This is a genomic window from Shinella sp. H4-D48 (genome assembly GCF_022637395.1).
GTDB classification, from domain to species: domain Bacteria; phylum Pseudomonadota; class Alphaproteobacteria; order Rhizobiales; family Rhizobiaceae; genus Shinella; species Shinella sedimenti.
This window is the reverse complement of record NZ_CP093337.1, coordinates 860,808-875,796: the sequence shown is the minus strand read 5'-3', so window position 1 is coordinate 875,796 and position 14,989 is coordinate 860,808. Positions and strand designations below refer to the sequence as shown.

Here is a 14,989-nt window from a genome sequence, read left to right as displayed (position 1 = left end):
GCGCCGGAAGAGACTGCCCTTCCAGAGGCTGCCCGGAACGCATTCCGGGCAGCCTGTCCTTGGGGAGGAGGATTTTACTTGATGTAGCCGGCGCGGGTCATTTCGCGCACGGCCGCCGTCTGGGCCTGTGCGAGCGCGTCGTCCACGGAGGACTGGCCGGCAAGCACCGCCGAGAAGAGCTGGCCGACCGTCGTGCCGAGACCCTGGAATTCAGGAATGGCGACAAACTGGCCGCCCGTATAGGGCACCGGCTTGACCGACGGCTTGGTGATATCGGCCGCGTCCATGGCAGCAAGCGTCGGCGCTGCGAAGGGTGCTGCCTTCTCGTAGTCGGCGTTCTTGTAGAGCGAGGTGCGCGTGCCCGGAGGAACGTTTGCCCAGCCTTCCTTGCTGGCGACTAGCTCGGTGTAACCCTTGCTGGTTGCCCAGGCGATGAACTTCTGCGCGGCTTCCGCCTTGGTCGAGCTTGCGGGAACGGCGAGGTTCCAGGACCACAGCCAGTGACCATGGTTGCCGTTGCCCGTGTCCGGGAAGATCGCGTAGCCGACCTTGTCGGCAACCGTCGAGTCCTTCGGGTTGGACACGAAGGACGCAGCCACGGTCGCGTCGATCCACATGCCGCACTTGCCCTGCTGGAAGAGCGTCAGGTTTTCGTTGAAGCCGTTGGAAGAGGCGCCCTGCGGGCCGGCATCCTTCATCAGGTCGACGTAGAACTGGAGGGATGTCTTCCACTCCGGCTGATCGAACTGCGGCTGCCACTTCTCGTCGAACCAGCGACCGCCGAACGAGTTGTTGAGTGCAGTCAGGAACGCCATGTTCTCGCCCCAGCCGGCCTTGCCACGAAGGCACATGCCGCTGATGTCGGAGCTGCGGTCCGTGATTTTGCGGGCTGCTTCACCGATGAATTCCCAGGTCGGGGAATCGGGCATGGTGAGGCCGGCCTTTTCGAACAGGTCCTTGCGGTACATGATCATGGCGGATTCGCCGTAGAACGGCGCGGCGTAGAGCTTGCCGTCGACCGAAAGACCACCACGGATGGCCGGCAGCAGGTCGTCGACGTCGTAGTCGTCGCCGAGGCCGTCGAGGGCGACGAGCCAGCCCTGCTTGGCCCAGATCGGAACTTCGTAGTTGCCGATCGTGACGATGTCGTACTGGCCGCCCTTCGTCGCGATGTCAGTCGTGACGCGCTCACGCAGCACGTTTTCCTCGAGCGTGACCCACTCGAGCTGGATGTCCGGATTCTTCGCGGCAAAATCGTCCGTCAGACCCTGCATGCGGATCATGTCGCCGTTGTTGACGGTGGCGATGGTCAGGGTTTCGGCATTGGCGAAACCGCACAGGAGAGCAGCCGAGCTAACGCCCAGCAGAAGGGTTCTCAAATTCATCATCTTCCTCCCAGAAAGCTTATGAGCATTTGCTTCGCTCATGGGCAATTACTCACAAACTGACGAAGAAAGTCAACGGGCATTCGTTGCTGCGCCGCACAATGCGGGCAGACACCCGTTGAATTTCATGGGATTTTTCTATGAAAGCTATGAAGCGTTGGGCGCGGAAAAGCCCGGTCAGGCCGCAAGCAGGTAGCGGGCCGTCGCCTCATCGGTGATGACGCCGTTGATCATGTGGCCACGAAGGGCTGCAAGCAGGGCGGCATATTTGCGCTTGCCCTTGGCAAGGCCGATGACGGTGGTGGTCTCGCGCGACGGCAGCGGAACGGACGCGACGCGCTCGTTGATGCTGCCTTCCAGGAGACGACCGTCACCGTCATACATCCAGCCGCAAATCTCGCCGGTCGCCCCTTCCTCCATCAGCCGCATCATTTCGTCCGGATCGAGAAAGCCATCCAGGCACAGAGGGGCATCTACGCCGAGTTCGCCGATACCGACGAAGGCGACATCCGCCTCCCGGCCGAGCTTGAGCGTCGACTGGACAAGGCTTTGCCGATGCAACAGGTCTCGCTCCTCGCTGGAAGAAACAAGGACAGGCAAAGGCATGGGATAATGCCGCGCCTTCACGGCATCGGCCATGGAGAAGATGACGTTGTAATAAGCGGCCGAACCGTCGGGACCGATATTGCCGGTCAGCGACATGATACGATGCTGGGGGCACTCCATGGCCGGCAGCTGGTCGATGGCCGCCTTGAGCGTACGCCCGGTCCCGACCGCCAGCACGATAGGATCTGCCTTCTTGAGCCAGCGCTCGATTTCGGCGGCCCCCGCCTCGGCAATGCCGATCGTCGTGGAGGAAGAGCCCGGATCGCTCGGCACGATATCGACATGCGTAAGGCCGAACTTGCTGCGCATCGCCTCACCCAGTTCCAGGCATTCGGCAATGGGATGGTCGAGGCGCACCTTGATCAGGCGTTCCGCCACCGCCAGCGAGACGAGGCGCTGCGCCGACTGGCGGGAGATGCCCATGGCGGAGGCGATTTCATCCTGCGTGCGGCCGGCCACATAATAGAGCCATCCGGCTCTTGCCGCATCGTCCAGCCGTCCGACTGTTTCCGTCCGCTTTGCCATCGTTCACCCCAATCGTTTCACGCGATTTGCTGCATCTTTTCGGACATTCTGTCAAACGTCATGTGCCGGCGCAGACACGGCAAGCAAGCATGGCCGCCGTTACTGACGACCCATAAAGAATACCATAAAACTCATGTTTATTTTTGCGGCAGGCATTGAAAAATCAGCATTTCTTTTGAAGTTTTACCGTTTGATAAAAAAATAAAGCTGGGTTACCGTTCTCCTATTCAAAAAGCCCACGCGAATGGGAGATAACAATGGGAACGACGCAGTCTGGGATACATCGGGGGCGTCTTGCGCCTACCGAATACGAAACGAACTTTTCCGACCTCCACCCGCGCCTTGACGATCACGAGGCGCTGGTCGCAGCTGACCGCTGCTACTTCTGTTACGACGCGCCGTGCATGACGGCCTGTCCCACCTCCATCGACATTCCGCTGTTCATCCGCCAGATCTCGACGGGCAATCCGGTCGGTTCGGCCAAGACGATCTTCGACCAGAACATTCTGGGCGGCATGTGCGCCCGCGTCTGTCCCACCGAGACGCTCTGCGAACAGGTTTGCGTGCGCAACACCGCCGAGCATCGCCCCGTGGAGATCGGCCGCCTGCAGCGCTATGCGACCGACGTCGCAATCGCCACCAACACGCACTTCTATGAGCGCGCCGCGCGCACCGGCAAGGCCATCGCCGTGGTCGGTGCAGGCCCCGCCGGCCTCGCCTGCGCCCATCGCCTCGCCGTGGCAGGCCATGACGTGGTAGTCTTCGAAGCGCGCGAGAAGGCGGGCGGTCTCAACGAATACGGCATCGCCACCTACAAGGCGGTCGATGACTTCGCGCAGGCCGAAGTGGACTACGTGCTGTCTATCGGCGGCATCGAGGTGAAAAACGGCCTGAAGCTCGGCCGGGACTTCACGCTCTCCGACCTCACCGCCAATTTCGATGCGGTCTTCCTCGGCATGGGTCTGTCTGGTGTCAACGCACTCGGGGCGGAAGGCGAGAACCTGCCCGGCGTCGTGGATGCCGTCGATTTCATCGCCGAACTGCGTCAGGCCGCGGACAAGGCGACCGTTCCGGTCGGCCGGCGTGTCGTGGTGATCGGCGGCGGCATGACCGCCATCGACGCAGCCGTACAGGCCAAGCTGCTCGGCGCCGAAGAGGTGACCATCTGCTACCGCCGCGGCAAAGAACAGATGAACGCCTCGGAATTCGAACAGGACCTCGCAGCGTCAAAGGGCGTGATGATCCGCCATTGGCTCCAGCCAAAGCGCGTCATCGCGCGCGACGGCCATGTCGCCGGCATCGAGGTCGAATATACCGAGATGCGCGACGGCAAGCTCACGGGCACCGGCGAAACCGGAGTGCTCGCCGCCGACCAGATCTTCAAGGCCATCGGCCAAACCTTCGAGCCGGCCGGCCTCGGTTCGCTCGCCATGGCCAGCGGGCGCATCGCCATCGATGCAGAGGGCCGTACCTCCGTCGCCAATGTCTGGGCGGGCGGGGACTGCGTGAAGGCCGGCGAAGATCTGACCGTCACCTCCGTCGCGCAGGGCCGCGATGCCGCCGATTCGATCAACCGCATGCTGGCTGCCGGTGCGCAGCCATCGATTGCCGTCGCTTGAGGGAGATGAGACATGGCTGATCTTCGCAACAACTTCGTCGGCATCAAGTCGCCAAACCCGTTCTGGCTTGCCTCCGCACCGCCCACCGACAAGGCCTACAATGTCGAGCGCGCTTTCAAGGCCGGCTGGGGCGGCGTAGTCTGGAAAACGCTGGGCGAGGAAGGCCCGCCGGTGGTCAATGTCAACGGTCCGCGCTACGGCGCGATCTGGGGTGCTGACCGCCGCCTGCTCGGCCTGAACAATATCGAACTGATCACCGACCGCGACCTCTACACCAACCTGCGCGAGATGAAGCAGGTCAAGATGAACTGGCCGGACCGCGCGCTCATCGCCTCGATCATGGTGCCCTGCGAGGAGGAAAGCTGGAAGGCGATCCTGCCTCTTGTGGAAGAAACCGGCGCCGACGGCATCGAACTGAACTTCGGCTGTCCGCACGGCATGTCCGAGCGCGGCATGGGTGCCGCCGTCGGCCAGGTACCGGAATATATCGAAATGGTCGTGCGCTGGTGCAAGCAATACACCCGCATGCCCGTCATCACCAAACTCACGCCGAATATCACCGACATCCGCAAGCCCGCCCGCGCGGCGAAGGCCGGCGGCACCGATGCCGTGTCGCTGATCAACACGATCAACTCGATCGTCTCCGTAGACCTCGACAACTTCGCCCCGAACCCGACGGTCGGTGGCAAGGGCACGCATGGCGGCTATTGCGGCCCGGCGGTCAAGCCCATCGCGCTCAACATGGTGGCCGAGATCGCCCGCGATCCGGAGACCTACGGCCTGCCGATCTCCGGCATTGGCGGCATCACGACATGGCGCGATGCCGCTGAGTTCCTGGCGCTCGGTGCCGGCAACGTGCAGGTATGCACCGCGGCCATGACCTACGGCTTCAAGATCGTGCAGGAGATGATATCCGGCCTGTCGGACTGGATGGACAGCAAAGGCCACCGCTCGCTCGACGATATCTGCGGCCGTGCCGTGCCCAATGTCACCGACTGGCAGTATCTCAACCTCAACTACATCGCCAAGGCACATATTGACCAGGATGCCTGCATCAAGTGCGGCCGCTGCCACATCGCCTGCGAGGACACCTCGCACCAGGCGATCACGCAGTTCGTGGATGGCGTCAGGCATTTCGAGGTGATGGAAGACGAGTGCGTCGGCTGCAATCTGTGCGTCAACGTCTGCCCCGTTGAAAACTGCATCACCATGGTCGGGCTGGAGCCCGGCACGCTGGACCAGCGCACCGGCAAGGTTGTGGATCCGAACTACGCCAACTGGACGACGCATCCGAACAACCCGGCAGCCCGCCAGGCCGCCGAGTAGGGACACGCAGCCGGGGCCGCTCAGGCCCCGGCAAACTGGTCGTAAGCGCGCAATGCGTCTGCCGCATACATGAGAGCCGGGCCCCCGCCCATATAGACGCACATAGCCATAACTTCCCCGACCTCCTGCCGTGTGGCTCCGAGCTCGTGCAGCGCTTTCGCGTGAAAGCCGATACAGCCGTCGCAACGTTGCGTCACGCCAATCGCAAGCGCGATCAGTTCCTTCGTCTTCTTGTCCAGCGTCCCGTCGGCGCCCGCCCCTTTCGCAAGCGCATGAAAGCCCTGCATCGCTTCCGGCGCCAGCTTGCGCAATTCGCCCGTATAGGCCGCGATATCGCGCGTGATTGCCTTGTAATCCTTCGTCATCGTTCGCTCCTGCGCTTTACATTTCATATTTTATTGATATCATAAAAACATGAATCGTAAAGAGGCTGTCATGACAATCACCGAGGAGATGCCGGCAAAAGCGGAGTCGGTCGCAGACTTCCTGAAGGGGCTGGCCAATTCCCATCGCCTGCTCATTCTCTGCGCACTTGCGAATGGCGAGCGTAGCGTAGGGGAGATCATCGAAGAGACCGGCATAGCGCAGACCTCGATGTCGCAGCACCTCGCCAAGCTGAAGGACGAGGGAATCGTGCGTTACAGGCGCGATCACCGCACGCTTTTCTACGCCATCGACCATCCGGCCGTGATGGAGATCATGGCTGTGCTTTACACCCATTTCTGCGGAAAGGACCGCATATGACCAAGACCATTTCCCCGCGAGAGGCGGCAAGCTGGCTTGCCTCCGGTGAAGCCATGCTGCTTGATGTGCGCGAGCCTGACGAGTTCAGCGCAGAACACATCGCCTGCGCCGCCTCGGTTCCCCTCGCCTCGGTCGGCACAACGTTTGCCGGCATGCAGATACCTGCCAGCCGCAAGGTGATCTTCCAATGCCTGAAAGGTGGCCGCGGCGAGACCGCCTGCCTTGCAGCGGAACAAGCCGGCACCGGGCACATGATCTACAATCTCGAAGGCGGGATCAATGCCTGGAAAGCGGCCGGCTTGCCTGTCGTCGGCAATACGGGGCAGCCGGCAGTGCCTATGTTTCGGCAGGTGCAGATCACGATCGGACTTTTGATCGCAGGTCTCATCCTCATGGGTTTCTCCGGCCTGACAGCCGCTTTCGCGCTGGCCGGCATTATAGGCGCCATGCTGGCCTTGGCCGGTGTCACCGGCTGGTGCGGCATGGCCTTGCTGTTCGCGCGGATGCCGTGGAACCGGCGGACGACGTAACCGCGCCGTCAGCCGAAAAGGTTGAAGCTGCGGCCTGCGCTGTAGGCCAAGAGGGCGATGGCGGAGAAATAGACGATGGTCAGCACGACCATGACATAGCCGCCCAGCACAACGAGCCCGTCACGCTGCGAAATGCCGGCCGCCATCAACAGGATCGCCACCCCCGGCAGGGTGTTGGAAAAGGGAATGAGGCCGAGCGGCGCCATCAGCAGCAGGCCCGCCCCCATCAGCACGAGACCGTTGAAACGGTTCATGGCCGCACCGCTCGTCAAGCCTGAGAATCGCGGCTTGAAGAAGCGGTCGATGCGCCGCAGGAACGTCACGCCCCGCTGAAGCACCGGGCGCAGCTTGCCGCTCTCAAGCCGCCGGTCGGCGACCTTCTGCGGCAACCATGGCAGGCGATTGACAGTGATCGCGGCGCTGATCAGCACGATACCCGCACCGAAAACGGTGGAAACACCTGGAATGGAGACGGGAAACAGGAAGGGCAGCGACAGGAAGGCACAGAGCAAAAGCAGCCCGCTTTCGCCCATCATCGCGAGAAGATCGCGCAGGGTGATGTGCTCGCCCTTGATGGAATGCAGGATATCCTCGAGCAGTTCGCTCGTCTTGCGGTCCGTGTCCTTGAAACCGATCGCTGTCGTCATTGCTTCTCCTTTTCCGTGGCACTGGCTAAGTGGTTATTGCGGCTTTCCTGTGCCGTCGTGCGGCATGACACTTTTCGACGTCATCAGTGCCATCGCGAAGAGTGGACGATAGGGCGATTTCGTTGACGAAACGTGGCCCTCATCTCCATCCATGACCACAATGGGCGTCCGAAAACCCGCTGCCGGTAAATTTATCGGGAACGATCATACGCGCCGCGCGTTCCGGCCCCCATAGGGGCGCATCTTGTTTTCAGCGGAGCGCGGATTTTGAAGCGATTTGAGATCATCGACGGCATGCGAGGCTATTTTCTCGTCTTCATGCTCATCAATCACCTGATCTTCGTTGGCGGTTACTGGATGATGGAAGTCAACCATCGTCAGTTCGCCTTTGTCGAGGACGCACAGGGATTTGTCTTCCTGTCCGGCCTGCTCATCGGCATGGTCTATGCCCGAAAGATGCTCAAGAATGGTTATGAGAAGGGCCGGCAGCTCTTGTTTGACCGCGCCTTCGAACTCTACCGCTACGCCATGGGCACGGTGATGGCGGTGCTCGTTGTCCAGATGATCCTGCCCGATGCCCAAAGGCTCTGGTACAACTGGCTCGGCACCACGAATTTCGACGAGCCGCTGCGGCTGGCGGCCATCGCCACCTTCCTCTTCCAGCCGACCTTCATGGACATCCTGCCGCAATATATCGTCTACATGCTGTTTGCCCCGCCGCTCGTCTGGCTCTGCCTTCGCGGCAAGTGGGTCCATGTGCTCGCGGGCTCGCTGATCGTCTGGATGGCCGCGCAGCTTGGCCTGCAGCGCTTCCTCACAGAACCGCTGAACGCGCTCATCATGGGCACCGACGATCAGGGTATCCGCGCCAGCTTCAACATGCTGGGCTGGCAGATCGTGTTCTTCTCGGCCATGGTCATCGGCGTGCTCACGGCGCAGAACAGGATCGAGTGGACACGCATCTTCTCGCCGGAAAAGACGATGCTGCCCAAGGTCGCACTTGCCGTGTGCCTGTTCTTCCTTCCGCTGCGCATCGTCACCGCGTGGGATCTGCTGCCGCCGGCCGTGCTCGACAAGTTCGCGACGATGGAGATCCGCGCCGATTTTGGCCCCGTCTATCTGCTGAATTTCGCAGCCGTCGCGATCGGTCTCGCCTGGTTGCTGATCGCCGGGCCCAAGCACCACAATCTATGGATCCGCAGGCTCGCGGGCATCGTCACGGCCGTCTTCACGCTCCGCTTCCTGCGCCTTCTCGGGCGGCATTCATTGCAGGTCTATGTCTGGCACGTGGCCATCGTTTATGCCGTCTATTACGCCGACGGGCGCACCCCGGCGCTTTCCCAGCTCACCAAGACGACGATTGCCGTGATCTGCATCGGTTTGCTCGCCCTGCCCGCACTATGGCGCGAGCGCGATCAAATCGCCGCAAACCTCTTTGGTCAGCCAAAGACAGAGCCGGCGCGCAGCAAGCCTAGGTCGGCTGCTCGTTGATGTGAAGGCCGTTGAGGAAAAGCTGTTCGAGGAAGCGCGCCGCATCCTCGAACCGCCCGTCACCGGACTGGTCCTGACCGAGAACAGCGCGAACCTGCACATCGAAATCCGCATAGTGCTGGGTGGTGGACCAGATCGAAAAGATCAGGTGATACGGATCGCATTTAGCGATCTTGCCTGCCTTGGCCCAGGTTCGGATGACCTCGGCCTTTTCGTCGACCAGTGCCTTCAGCGGCCCTTTCAGCTCGTCCTCGATGTTCGGTGCGCCCTGGAGGATTTCGTTGGCGAAAAGCCGGCTTTCGCGCGGAAAATCGCGTGCCATCTCCAGCTTGCGGCGAATATAGGAGCGGATTTCCGAGACGGGATTCCCGCCGGCATCAAACTCGCGCAACGGATCGAGCCAGGTGTCGAGAACGCGTGTGATCAGCGCGCGGTGCATCGCCTCCTTCGTGCGGAAATAATAGAGCAGGTTAGGCTTGGACATGCCGGCGACCTCGGCGATCTGATCGACCGTTGCCCCGCGGAACCCATGCAGTGAAAACACCTCAAGAGCGGCCTCGAGGATCTGCTCCTCCTTGGCCTCCTGGATGCGCGTGCGCCGTTGTGTCCTTGCCGCCCTCGGTAATGCCATCGTGCCTCCCGGCCTCTTCTCCGGTAGAAAAGTGCCGCAAAATTCACCAGTTTAAGTCGCCGCCATTTTCTTGGGCGAAGCTTCAAGGTTTTTGGTTTTTCGGCTTGAGTGCCGCCCCGGAAGCTGTAATGTTTACCAACCGGTCAAATTATCAGGCCGTTGTCAAGTAAAGACGACGAAACTGAACGGTAGGCGCAAAACAAACAAGAGCGCTGCCGGCCGGCGGGAACAAAATTGAGGCTTTGAAAGCCCGAAGACGTGGGAGCATACGACATGGCCGCACCCGGCGAGAACATGCGTGTCAACGCGGACCGCCTGTGGGACACCCTCATGGACATGGCGAAGATTGGCCCCGGCATTGCCGGCGGCAACAATCGCCAGACATTGACCGACGCGGACGCCGAAGGCCGGCGCCTCTTCCAGACCTGGTGCGAAGCTGCGGGCCTTTCGATGGGCGTCGACACCATGGGCAACATGTTCATGACGCGCGAGGGCACCGACCCCGATGCGCTGCCCGTCTATATCGGCTCGCATCTCGATACCCAGCCGACAGGCGGCAAATATGATGGCGTGCTCGGCGTACTGGCTGGGCTGGAAGTCGTTCGCTCGCTGAACGATCTCGGCATCAGAACAAAGCATCCGATCGTCGTTACCAACTGGACGAACGAGGAAGGCGCCCGCTTCGCGCCAGCCATGCTTGCCTCAGGCGTCTTCGCTGGCATTCACACGCAGGATTATGCCTATGCCCGCAAGGATCCCGAGGGCAAGATCTTCGGCGAGGAACTGAAGCGCATCGGCTGGGTCGGTGATGAAGAGGTCGGCGCGCGCAAGATGCACGCCTATTTCGAATATCACATCGAGCAGGGCCCGATCCTTGAAGCCGAGGAAAAGCAGATCGGCGTCGTCACCCATTGCCAGGGCCTGTGGTGGCTCGAATTCACACTGACCGGCCGTGAGGCGCATACCGGCTCGACGCCGATGAACCTGCGCGTCAATGCCGGCCTTGCCATGTCACGCATCCTCGAAATGGTGCAGACCGTGGCCATGGAAAACCAGCCGGGCGCCGTCGGCGGGGTTGGCCAGGTGTTCTTCTCGCCCAACTCCCGCAACGTTCTGCCGGGCAAGGTGGTCTTCACCGTCGACATCCGCTCTCCCGACCAGGCGAAACTCGACGGCATGCGCGCGCGCATCGAGGCGGAAGCACCCAGGATCTGCGAGGCGCTCGGCGTCGGCTGTTCCGTCGAGGCCGTCGGCCATTTCGATCCCGTCACCTTCGATCCGACATTGGTCGCCAGTGTGCGTAAGGCCGCCGAAGACCTTGGCTACAGCCACATGAACATAATCTCCGGCGCCGGCCACGATGCCTGCTGGGCCGCCAAGGTCGCCCCCGCCACCATGATCATGTGCCCCTGTGTCGGCGGTCTCTCGCACAACGAGGCGGAGGAGATTTCCAGGGAATGGGCCGCCGCGGGTGCGGACGTGCTGCTGCATGCTGTGATCGAGACGGCGGGGATTGCGGAGTGAAGCACCCTGTCTCCCACGATGATAAAGTGACGGATGAAAGCGGTAAGGCCACGATCGAATACTCCTTCGTCATGCGCTTAAAAGGCGTTTCGCAGTCCGACATCGACCACTTTGCTGCCGGCATCGACGGCTGGAGAATTAAGACAGGTCCTGACGTCATCGTCCTTTATCCGCACGAAAAGGATGGTGTGGGTGGCGATGCCGGCGATTACCTGCAGAATGCCATCGACCGTCATCGTGCAGTGTTCGAGGCCGCCGCGCAGGTTGGGACATCCCGCGAGATCAGCCTCGCGATCTACTTCGATGCAGAGCGGGTCGCTGCAATATGCCCAGGCTTCAACACCGCCATCATTCGACTATTGGCAGACCTGAATTTCTCTCTCGAAATCTGTGTGTTTCCGAGCAGCTTTGAAGACGATGAAGGGACGGAAGAATGAGCACAGTCATCAAGGGCGGAACCGTTGTCACCGCCGACCTCACCTACAAGGCGGACGTCAAGATCGAGGGTGGGAAGATCGTCGAGATCGGACCGAACCTCTCGGGCGATGAGGTGCTGGATGCGGCTGGCTGTTATGTCATGCCAGGCGGCATCGATCCGCATGTGCATCTCGAAATGCCCTTCATGGGCACCTATTCGGCGGATGATTTCGAAAGCGGCACGCGTGCGGGCCTTGCCGGTGGCACGACCATGGTGGTCGATTTCTGCCTGCCCGATCCCGGTCAGTCGCTGCTGGACGCCCTGAAGCGCTGGGACAACAAGTCGACGCGCGCCAACTGTGACTATTCCTTCCACATGTCCGTGACCTGGTGGGGCGAGCAGGTGTTCGACGAGATGAAGGCAATCGTCGAGGAAAAGGGAATCAACACCTTCAAGCACTTCATGGCCTACAAGGGCGCGCTGATGGTGAACGACGACGAAATGTTCGCCTCGTTCCAGCGCTGTGCGGCCTTGGGCGCCCTACCCCTCGTGCACGCGGAAAACGGCGACGTGGTCGCGGCCATGCAGGCCAAGCTGATCGATGAAGGCAACGACGGGCCGGAGGGCCACGCCTATTCGCGCCCGCCGTCGGTCGAAGGCGAGGCAACGAACCGGGCCATCATCATCGCCGACATGGCGGGCGCACCGCTCTATGTCGTGCACACCTCGTGTGAACAGGCGCACGAGGCCATCCGCCGCGCCCGGCAGAACGGCATGCGCGTCTATGGCGAGCCGCTGATCCAGCACCTGACCCTCGATGAGAGCGAATATTTCAACAAGGACTGGGACCACTCGGCGCGCCGCGTCATGAGCCCGCCCTTCCGCAACAAGCAGCACCAGGATTCGCTCTGGGCAGGCCTTGCGGCGGGTTCGCTACAGGTGGTGGCGACCGACCATTGCGCCTTTACCACCGACCAGAAGCGCACCGGGGTGGGCGATTTCCGCAAGATCCCCAACGGCACCGGTGGCCTTGAGGACCGCATGCCGATGCTCTGGACCTATGGCGTCAACACCGGCCGCCTGACGATGAACGAATTCGTCGCCGTCACCTCCACCAACATCGCCAAGATCCTCAACGTCTATCCGCGAAAGGGCGCGATCCTTGTGGGCGCGGATGCCGATATCGTGGTGTGGGATCCGAAGCGGTCGAAGACGATTTCGGCGCAGAGCCAGCAATCCTCCATCGATTACAACGTGTTCGAGGGCAAGGAGATCGTCGGGCTGCCGCGCTACACGCTGACGCGCGGTGTCGTGGCCATCGAGGAATCGACCGTCAAGACCCGCGAGGGCCACGGCCAGTTCGTGAAGCGCGAGCCCTTCGCCGCCGTCAACAAGGCGCTGTCGACCTGGAAGGAAATCACCGCGCCGCGCAAGGTGGAACGCAACGGCATTCCGGCGAGCGGCGTGTAATGCGCGCGCGCCGCTTCTTCCTTCCTCTCGCCGCGGGCTTCGCCGTTTCCGGCCAGGCGTTGGCGGCGGCCGATATTGTCGACGGCAGCTATGGCAATAAGGAGGGCTGCTTGTATTCAGAAACCGGGGAATCCTCCGGTGCGGACGTCTTCTTTCTCCTGAACAAGGAGGGCGTGACGACCGCGGCCTCCTATTGTGAATTCAAGGGCGAGGCCAGGAAAGTCGGCGGCGCGACTGTCGTGGCAGCCGAATGCAGCGATGAGGGCTCCGAGGAACCGACACCCTATGAGCTGACGCTGACGCCGGACGATGGCGGCTACACGGTCAGCTTTCCCGACGGCACACGCTGGGGGCCGCTGGCACGATGCAGGAAATGAAGGTCAGGCACCCAGCATACAGGCTCTTACGCCGGGACGAGCGCTTCGAGATGCGGCAGAAGCACAACGCTCTCCTGCTCGTGGGGATCTGTCCGCGCGATAACGGCCGAAGCCGGTTGGTCGGAGAGATTGGCGGGCAGATGCGGCACGCCGGCGGGGATGTAGAACATCTCCCCCGCTCTGACGATGACATGGTTTTCCAGCCGTTCGCCATACCAGGTGTGTGCCTCGCCGGAGAGCATGTAGATCGCCGTCTCGTGGCTCTCGTGCATATGCGCCTTCGCGCGCCCGCCCGGCGGGATCGTCAGAAGATGCATGCAGATGCCGGTGGCGCCGACGCTCTCGCGGGCGATGCCCTCGAAATAGCTGAACCCCTGCTTTCCGTCATAGGTGCTGACCGGGCGCACGACGTGGCACGTAGGCTTTCCTTCAAGCGTCATGTCTTTCTCTCCCGAAAGAATTCCGTGCGCAGATTGATACCGCAGACAATGCCGATTGCAATGCCGGAAAGGGACATGCAGTCTGCCGGAAACCGCGCCCTGCGAGGCGCCGAAAGATGTTGAGCATGGCCCCAGCGAATACCGTCGTCTCCGCAAGCGATCTCGGCCTCACCTTCCAGACGGCCGACGGCCCCGTCACGGCGCTGACGGGCGTCAATCTCAATGTCGAAAAGGGGGACTTCGTCTCCTTCATCGGCCCGTCGGGCTGCGGCAAGACCACGTTTCTGCGCGTCATCGCCGACCTTGAGAAGCCGACCTCCGGCACGATCACCGTCAATGGCATGACGCCAGAGGAAGCACGCCGGCAACGCGCCTACGGCTACGTGTTCCAGGCGGCGGCGCTCTATCCCTGGCGCACCATCGAAAAGAATATCGCGCTGCCGCTCGAAATCATGGGCTATTCCAGGCAGGACCAGAAGGCCCGCATCGACCGCACGCTGGATCTCGTCAATCTTTCTGGTTTCGGCAAGAAGTATCCCTGGCAGCTTTCGGGCGGCATGCAGCAGCGCGCGTCCATCGCCCGCGCACTCGCCTTCGATGCGGACCTGTTGCTGATGGACGAGCCCTTCGGTGCGCTGGACGAGATCGTCCGCGACCACCTCAACGAGCAGCTTCTGAAACTCTGGGCCGCCACCCAAAAGACCATCTGCTTCGTCACCCATTCAATACCGGAGGCCGTCTATCTTTCGACGAAGATCGTCGTCATGAGCCCGCGGCCCGGCCGCGTCACCGATATCATCGAGTCGCCGCTGCCGAAGGAGCGCCCGCTCGACATCCGCGAGACGCCCGAATTCCTTGCCGTCGCCCATCGCGTCCGCGAAGGCCTGCGTGCCGGCCACAGCTACGAGGAGCACGCCTGATGAAGCTGCCCTTCGTGCTCTGGCTGTTCGGCGCCACCGCTGTCTTTATCGGCGCAGCGACCGCATCGCGCGCCTATATCGGCACCACGAACATTCTCTATCTCCTGCTGTCCCTGGCGCTCTACATCGTCGGCAACCTGATGATGCTGAGGCTCATGCGCGAAGGCGGGCTCGGCCTTGCCATCTCGCTCTCCGCCATCACCCAGTTGCTGCTCGTCAATGTCATTGCCTTCCTGTTCTTCGGCGAGCGGCTGAGCAACACACAGATCGCCGGCGTCGGCCTCGGCATCCTTGCCATGGGGCTGATGCTCCTGCCCTCGCCGGCACGGAGCTGAC

The 14,989-nt window shown here is 61.8% G+C and carries 17 protein-coding genes; 11 read left to right on the top strand and 6 right to left on the bottom strand.

The window, feature by feature from the left end; all coding sequences use genetic code 11:
* Nucleotides 1-74 precede the first annotated feature (74 nt).
* Nucleotides 75-1,385: a sugar ABC transporter substrate-binding protein gene (locus tag MNR02_RS04150; protein ID WP_241948186.1), complete on the bottom strand. Its 1,311-nt coding sequence runs from the start codon at nucleotides 1,383-1,385 to the stop codon at nucleotides 75-77.
* Between the two features lie 177 nt (nucleotides 1,386-1,562).
* Complete coding sequence (locus MNR02_RS04145) at nucleotides 1,563-2,516, bottom strand: sugar-binding transcriptional regulator (RefSeq protein WP_241602436.1); 954 nt, start codon at nucleotides 2,514-2,516, stop codon at nucleotides 1,563-1,565.
* Between the two features lie 257 nt (nucleotides 2,517-2,773).
* On the opposite strand from MNR02_RS04145, the gene MNR02_RS04140 reads away from it, so the two are divergent.
* Nucleotides 2,774-4,135, top strand: a complete 1,362-nt coding sequence (locus MNR02_RS04140) for an NAD(P)-dependent oxidoreductase (RefSeq protein ID WP_241948185.1) — start codon at nucleotides 2,774-2,776, stop codon at nucleotides 4,133-4,135.
* 12 nt (nucleotides 4,136-4,147) lie between these two features.
* Nucleotides 4,148-5,461, top strand: coding sequence for an NAD-dependent dihydropyrimidine dehydrogenase subunit PreA (gene preA, locus MNR02_RS04135; protein ID WP_241948184.1), 1,314 nt, complete (start codon nucleotides 4,148-4,150; stop codon nucleotides 5,459-5,461).
* 20 nt (nucleotides 5,462-5,481) lie between these two features.
* Here preA and MNR02_RS04130 read toward each other — a convergent pair whose 3' ends face one another.
* Complete coding sequence (locus MNR02_RS04130) at nucleotides 5,482-5,826, bottom strand: carboxymuconolactone decarboxylase family protein (protein WP_241602426.1); 345 nt, start codon at nucleotides 5,824-5,826, stop codon at nucleotides 5,482-5,484.
* A 70-nt stretch (nucleotides 5,827-5,896) separates the two neighbouring features.
* Between MNR02_RS04130 and MNR02_RS04125 the strand changes: the two genes are divergently transcribed.
* Together MNR02_RS04125 and MNR02_RS04120 are read left to right on the top strand one after the other, a co-directional pair.
* On the top strand, nucleotides 5,897-6,205 hold the full coding sequence (locus MNR02_RS04125; protein ID WP_241948183.1) for a helix-turn-helix transcriptional regulator: 309 nt from the start codon (nucleotides 5,897-5,899) through the stop codon (nucleotides 6,203-6,205).
* Nucleotides 6,202-6,735: a rhodanese-like domain-containing protein gene (locus tag MNR02_RS04120; RefSeq protein WP_241948182.1), complete on the top strand. Its 534-nt coding sequence runs from the start codon at nucleotides 6,202-6,204 to the stop codon at nucleotides 6,733-6,735. Before MNR02_RS04125 ends, MNR02_RS04120 begins: the two co-directional genes overlap by 4 nt.
* 8 nt (nucleotides 6,736-6,743) lie before the next feature.
* Here the strand turns inward: MNR02_RS04120 and MNR02_RS04115 are convergent, their stop codons facing one another.
* Nucleotides 6,744-7,382 carry an exopolysaccharide biosynthesis protein gene (locus MNR02_RS04115; protein ID WP_241948181.1) on the bottom strand — a complete coding sequence of 213 codons (639 nt, stop codon included), beginning with the start codon at nucleotides 7,380-7,382 and terminating at the stop codon, nucleotides 6,744-6,746.
* A gap of 267 nt (nucleotides 7,383-7,649) precedes the next feature.
* On the opposite strand from MNR02_RS04115, the gene MNR02_RS04110 reads away from it, so the two are divergent.
* The gene (locus MNR02_RS04110) at nucleotides 7,650-8,873 is read left to right on the top strand and encodes an OpgC family protein (protein WP_241948180.1); all 1,224 of its coding nucleotides are present in this window, start codon (nucleotides 7,650-7,652) and stop codon (nucleotides 8,871-8,873) included.
* Here the strand turns inward: MNR02_RS04110 and MNR02_RS04105 are convergent.
* Nucleotides 8,854-9,504, bottom strand: coding sequence for a TetR family transcriptional regulator C-terminal domain-containing protein (locus MNR02_RS04105; protein WP_241602391.1), 651 nt, complete (start codon nucleotides 9,502-9,504; stop codon nucleotides 8,854-8,856). The genes MNR02_RS04110 and MNR02_RS04105 overlap by 20 nt on opposite strands.
* 273 nt (nucleotides 9,505-9,777) lie before the next feature.
* Here MNR02_RS04105 and MNR02_RS04100 point away from each other — a divergent pair, with 273 nt between their 5' ends.
* The 4 genes from MNR02_RS04100 to MNR02_RS04085 all read left to right on the top strand — a co-directional run bounded on the left by MNR02_RS04100 (nucleotide 9,778) and on the right by MNR02_RS04085 (nucleotide 13,293).
* Complete coding sequence (locus MNR02_RS04100; protein ID WP_241948179.1) at nucleotides 9,778-11,028, top strand: Zn-dependent hydrolase; 1,251 nt, start codon at nucleotides 9,778-9,780, stop codon at nucleotides 11,026-11,028.
* Nucleotides 11,025-11,465 (top strand): hypothetical protein, encoded by a 441-nt coding sequence (locus MNR02_RS04095; RefSeq protein WP_241948178.1) that lies wholly within the window; start codon nucleotides 11,025-11,027, stop codon nucleotides 11,463-11,465. Before MNR02_RS04100 ends, MNR02_RS04095 begins: the two co-directional genes overlap by 4 nt.
* Nucleotides 11,462-12,916 (top strand): dihydropyrimidinase, encoded by a 1,455-nt coding sequence (gene hydA / locus MNR02_RS04090; RefSeq protein ID WP_241948177.1) that lies wholly within the window; start codon nucleotides 11,462-11,464, stop codon nucleotides 12,914-12,916. Before MNR02_RS04095 ends, hydA begins: the two co-directional genes overlap by 4 nt.
* A 110-nt stretch (nucleotides 12,917-13,026) precedes the next feature.
* Nucleotides 13,027-13,293: a hypothetical protein gene (locus MNR02_RS04085; protein ID WP_241948176.1), complete on the top strand. Its 267-nt coding sequence runs from the start codon at nucleotides 13,027-13,029 to the stop codon at nucleotides 13,291-13,293.
* A 26-nt stretch (nucleotides 13,294-13,319) separates the two neighbouring features.
* Here the strand turns inward: MNR02_RS04085 and MNR02_RS04080 are convergent, their stop codons facing one another.
* A complete protein-coding gene (locus MNR02_RS04080) occupies nucleotides 13,320-13,733 on the bottom strand; it encodes a cupin domain-containing protein (RefSeq protein ID WP_241948175.1) in 414 nt (137 codons plus the stop codon).
* A 116-nt stretch (nucleotides 13,734-13,849) separates the two neighbouring features.
* Here MNR02_RS04080 and MNR02_RS04075 point away from each other — a divergent pair, with 116 nt between their 5' ends.
* Nucleotides 13,850-14,653: an ABC transporter ATP-binding protein gene (locus MNR02_RS04075; protein WP_241602377.1), complete on the top strand. Its 804-nt coding sequence runs from the start codon at nucleotides 13,850-13,852 to the stop codon at nucleotides 14,651-14,653.
* Nucleotides 14,653-14,988 (top strand): hypothetical protein, encoded by a 336-nt coding sequence (locus MNR02_RS04070; protein ID WP_241948174.1) that lies wholly within the window; start codon nucleotides 14,653-14,655, stop codon nucleotides 14,986-14,988. Before MNR02_RS04075 ends, MNR02_RS04070 begins: the two co-directional genes overlap by 1 nt.
* Nucleotide 14,989: the final 1 nt, after the last annotated feature.

Coding starts and splice junctions, on each gene's coding strand:
- MNR02_RS04125 (WP_241948183.1), top strand. CDS start 5,897: ATGACAATCACCGAGGAGATGCCGGCAAAAGCGGAGTCGGTCGCAGAC.
- MNR02_RS04120 (WP_241948182.1), top strand. CDS start 6,202: ATGACCAAGACCATTTCCCCGCGAGAGGCGGCAAGCTGGCTTGCCTCC.
- MNR02_RS04070 (WP_241948174.1), top strand. CDS start 14,653: ATGAAGCTGCCCTTCGTGCTCTGGCTGTTCGGCGCCACCGCTGTCTTT.
- MNR02_RS04115 (WP_241948181.1), bottom strand. CDS start 7,382: ATGACGACAGCGATCGGTTTCAAGGACACGGACCGCAAGACGAGCGAA.
- MNR02_RS04145 (WP_241602436.1), bottom strand. CDS start 2,516: ATGGCAAAGCGGACGGAAACAGTCGGACGGCTGGACGATGCGGCAAGA.
- hydA (WP_241948177.1), top strand. CDS start 11,462: ATGAGCACAGTCATCAAGGGCGGAACCGTTGTCACCGCCGACCTCACC.
- MNR02_RS04150 (WP_241948186.1), bottom strand. CDS start 1,385: ATGAATTTGAGAACCCTTCTGCTGGGCGTTAGCTCGGCTGCTCTCCTG.
- MNR02_RS04080 (WP_241948175.1), bottom strand. CDS start 13,733: ATGACGCTTGAAGGAAAGCCTACGTGCCACGTCGTGCGCCCGGTCAGC.
- MNR02_RS04075 (WP_241602377.1), top strand. CDS start 13,850: ATGTTGAGCATGGCCCCAGCGAATACCGTCGTCTCCGCAAGCGATCTC.
- MNR02_RS04100 (WP_241948179.1), top strand. CDS start 9,778: ATGGCCGCACCCGGCGAGAACATGCGTGTCAACGCGGACCGCCTGTGG.
- MNR02_RS04140 (WP_241948185.1), top strand. CDS start 2,774: ATGGGAACGACGCAGTCTGGGATACATCGGGGGCGTCTTGCGCCTACC.
- preA (WP_241948184.1), top strand. CDS start 4,148: ATGGCTGATCTTCGCAACAACTTCGTCGGCATCAAGTCGCCAAACCCG.
- MNR02_RS04105 (WP_241602391.1), bottom strand. CDS start 9,504: ATGGCATTACCGAGGGCGGCAAGGACACAACGGCGCACGCGCATCCAG.
- MNR02_RS04130 (WP_241602426.1), bottom strand. CDS start 5,826: ATGACGAAGGATTACAAGGCAATCACGCGCGATATCGCGGCCTATACG.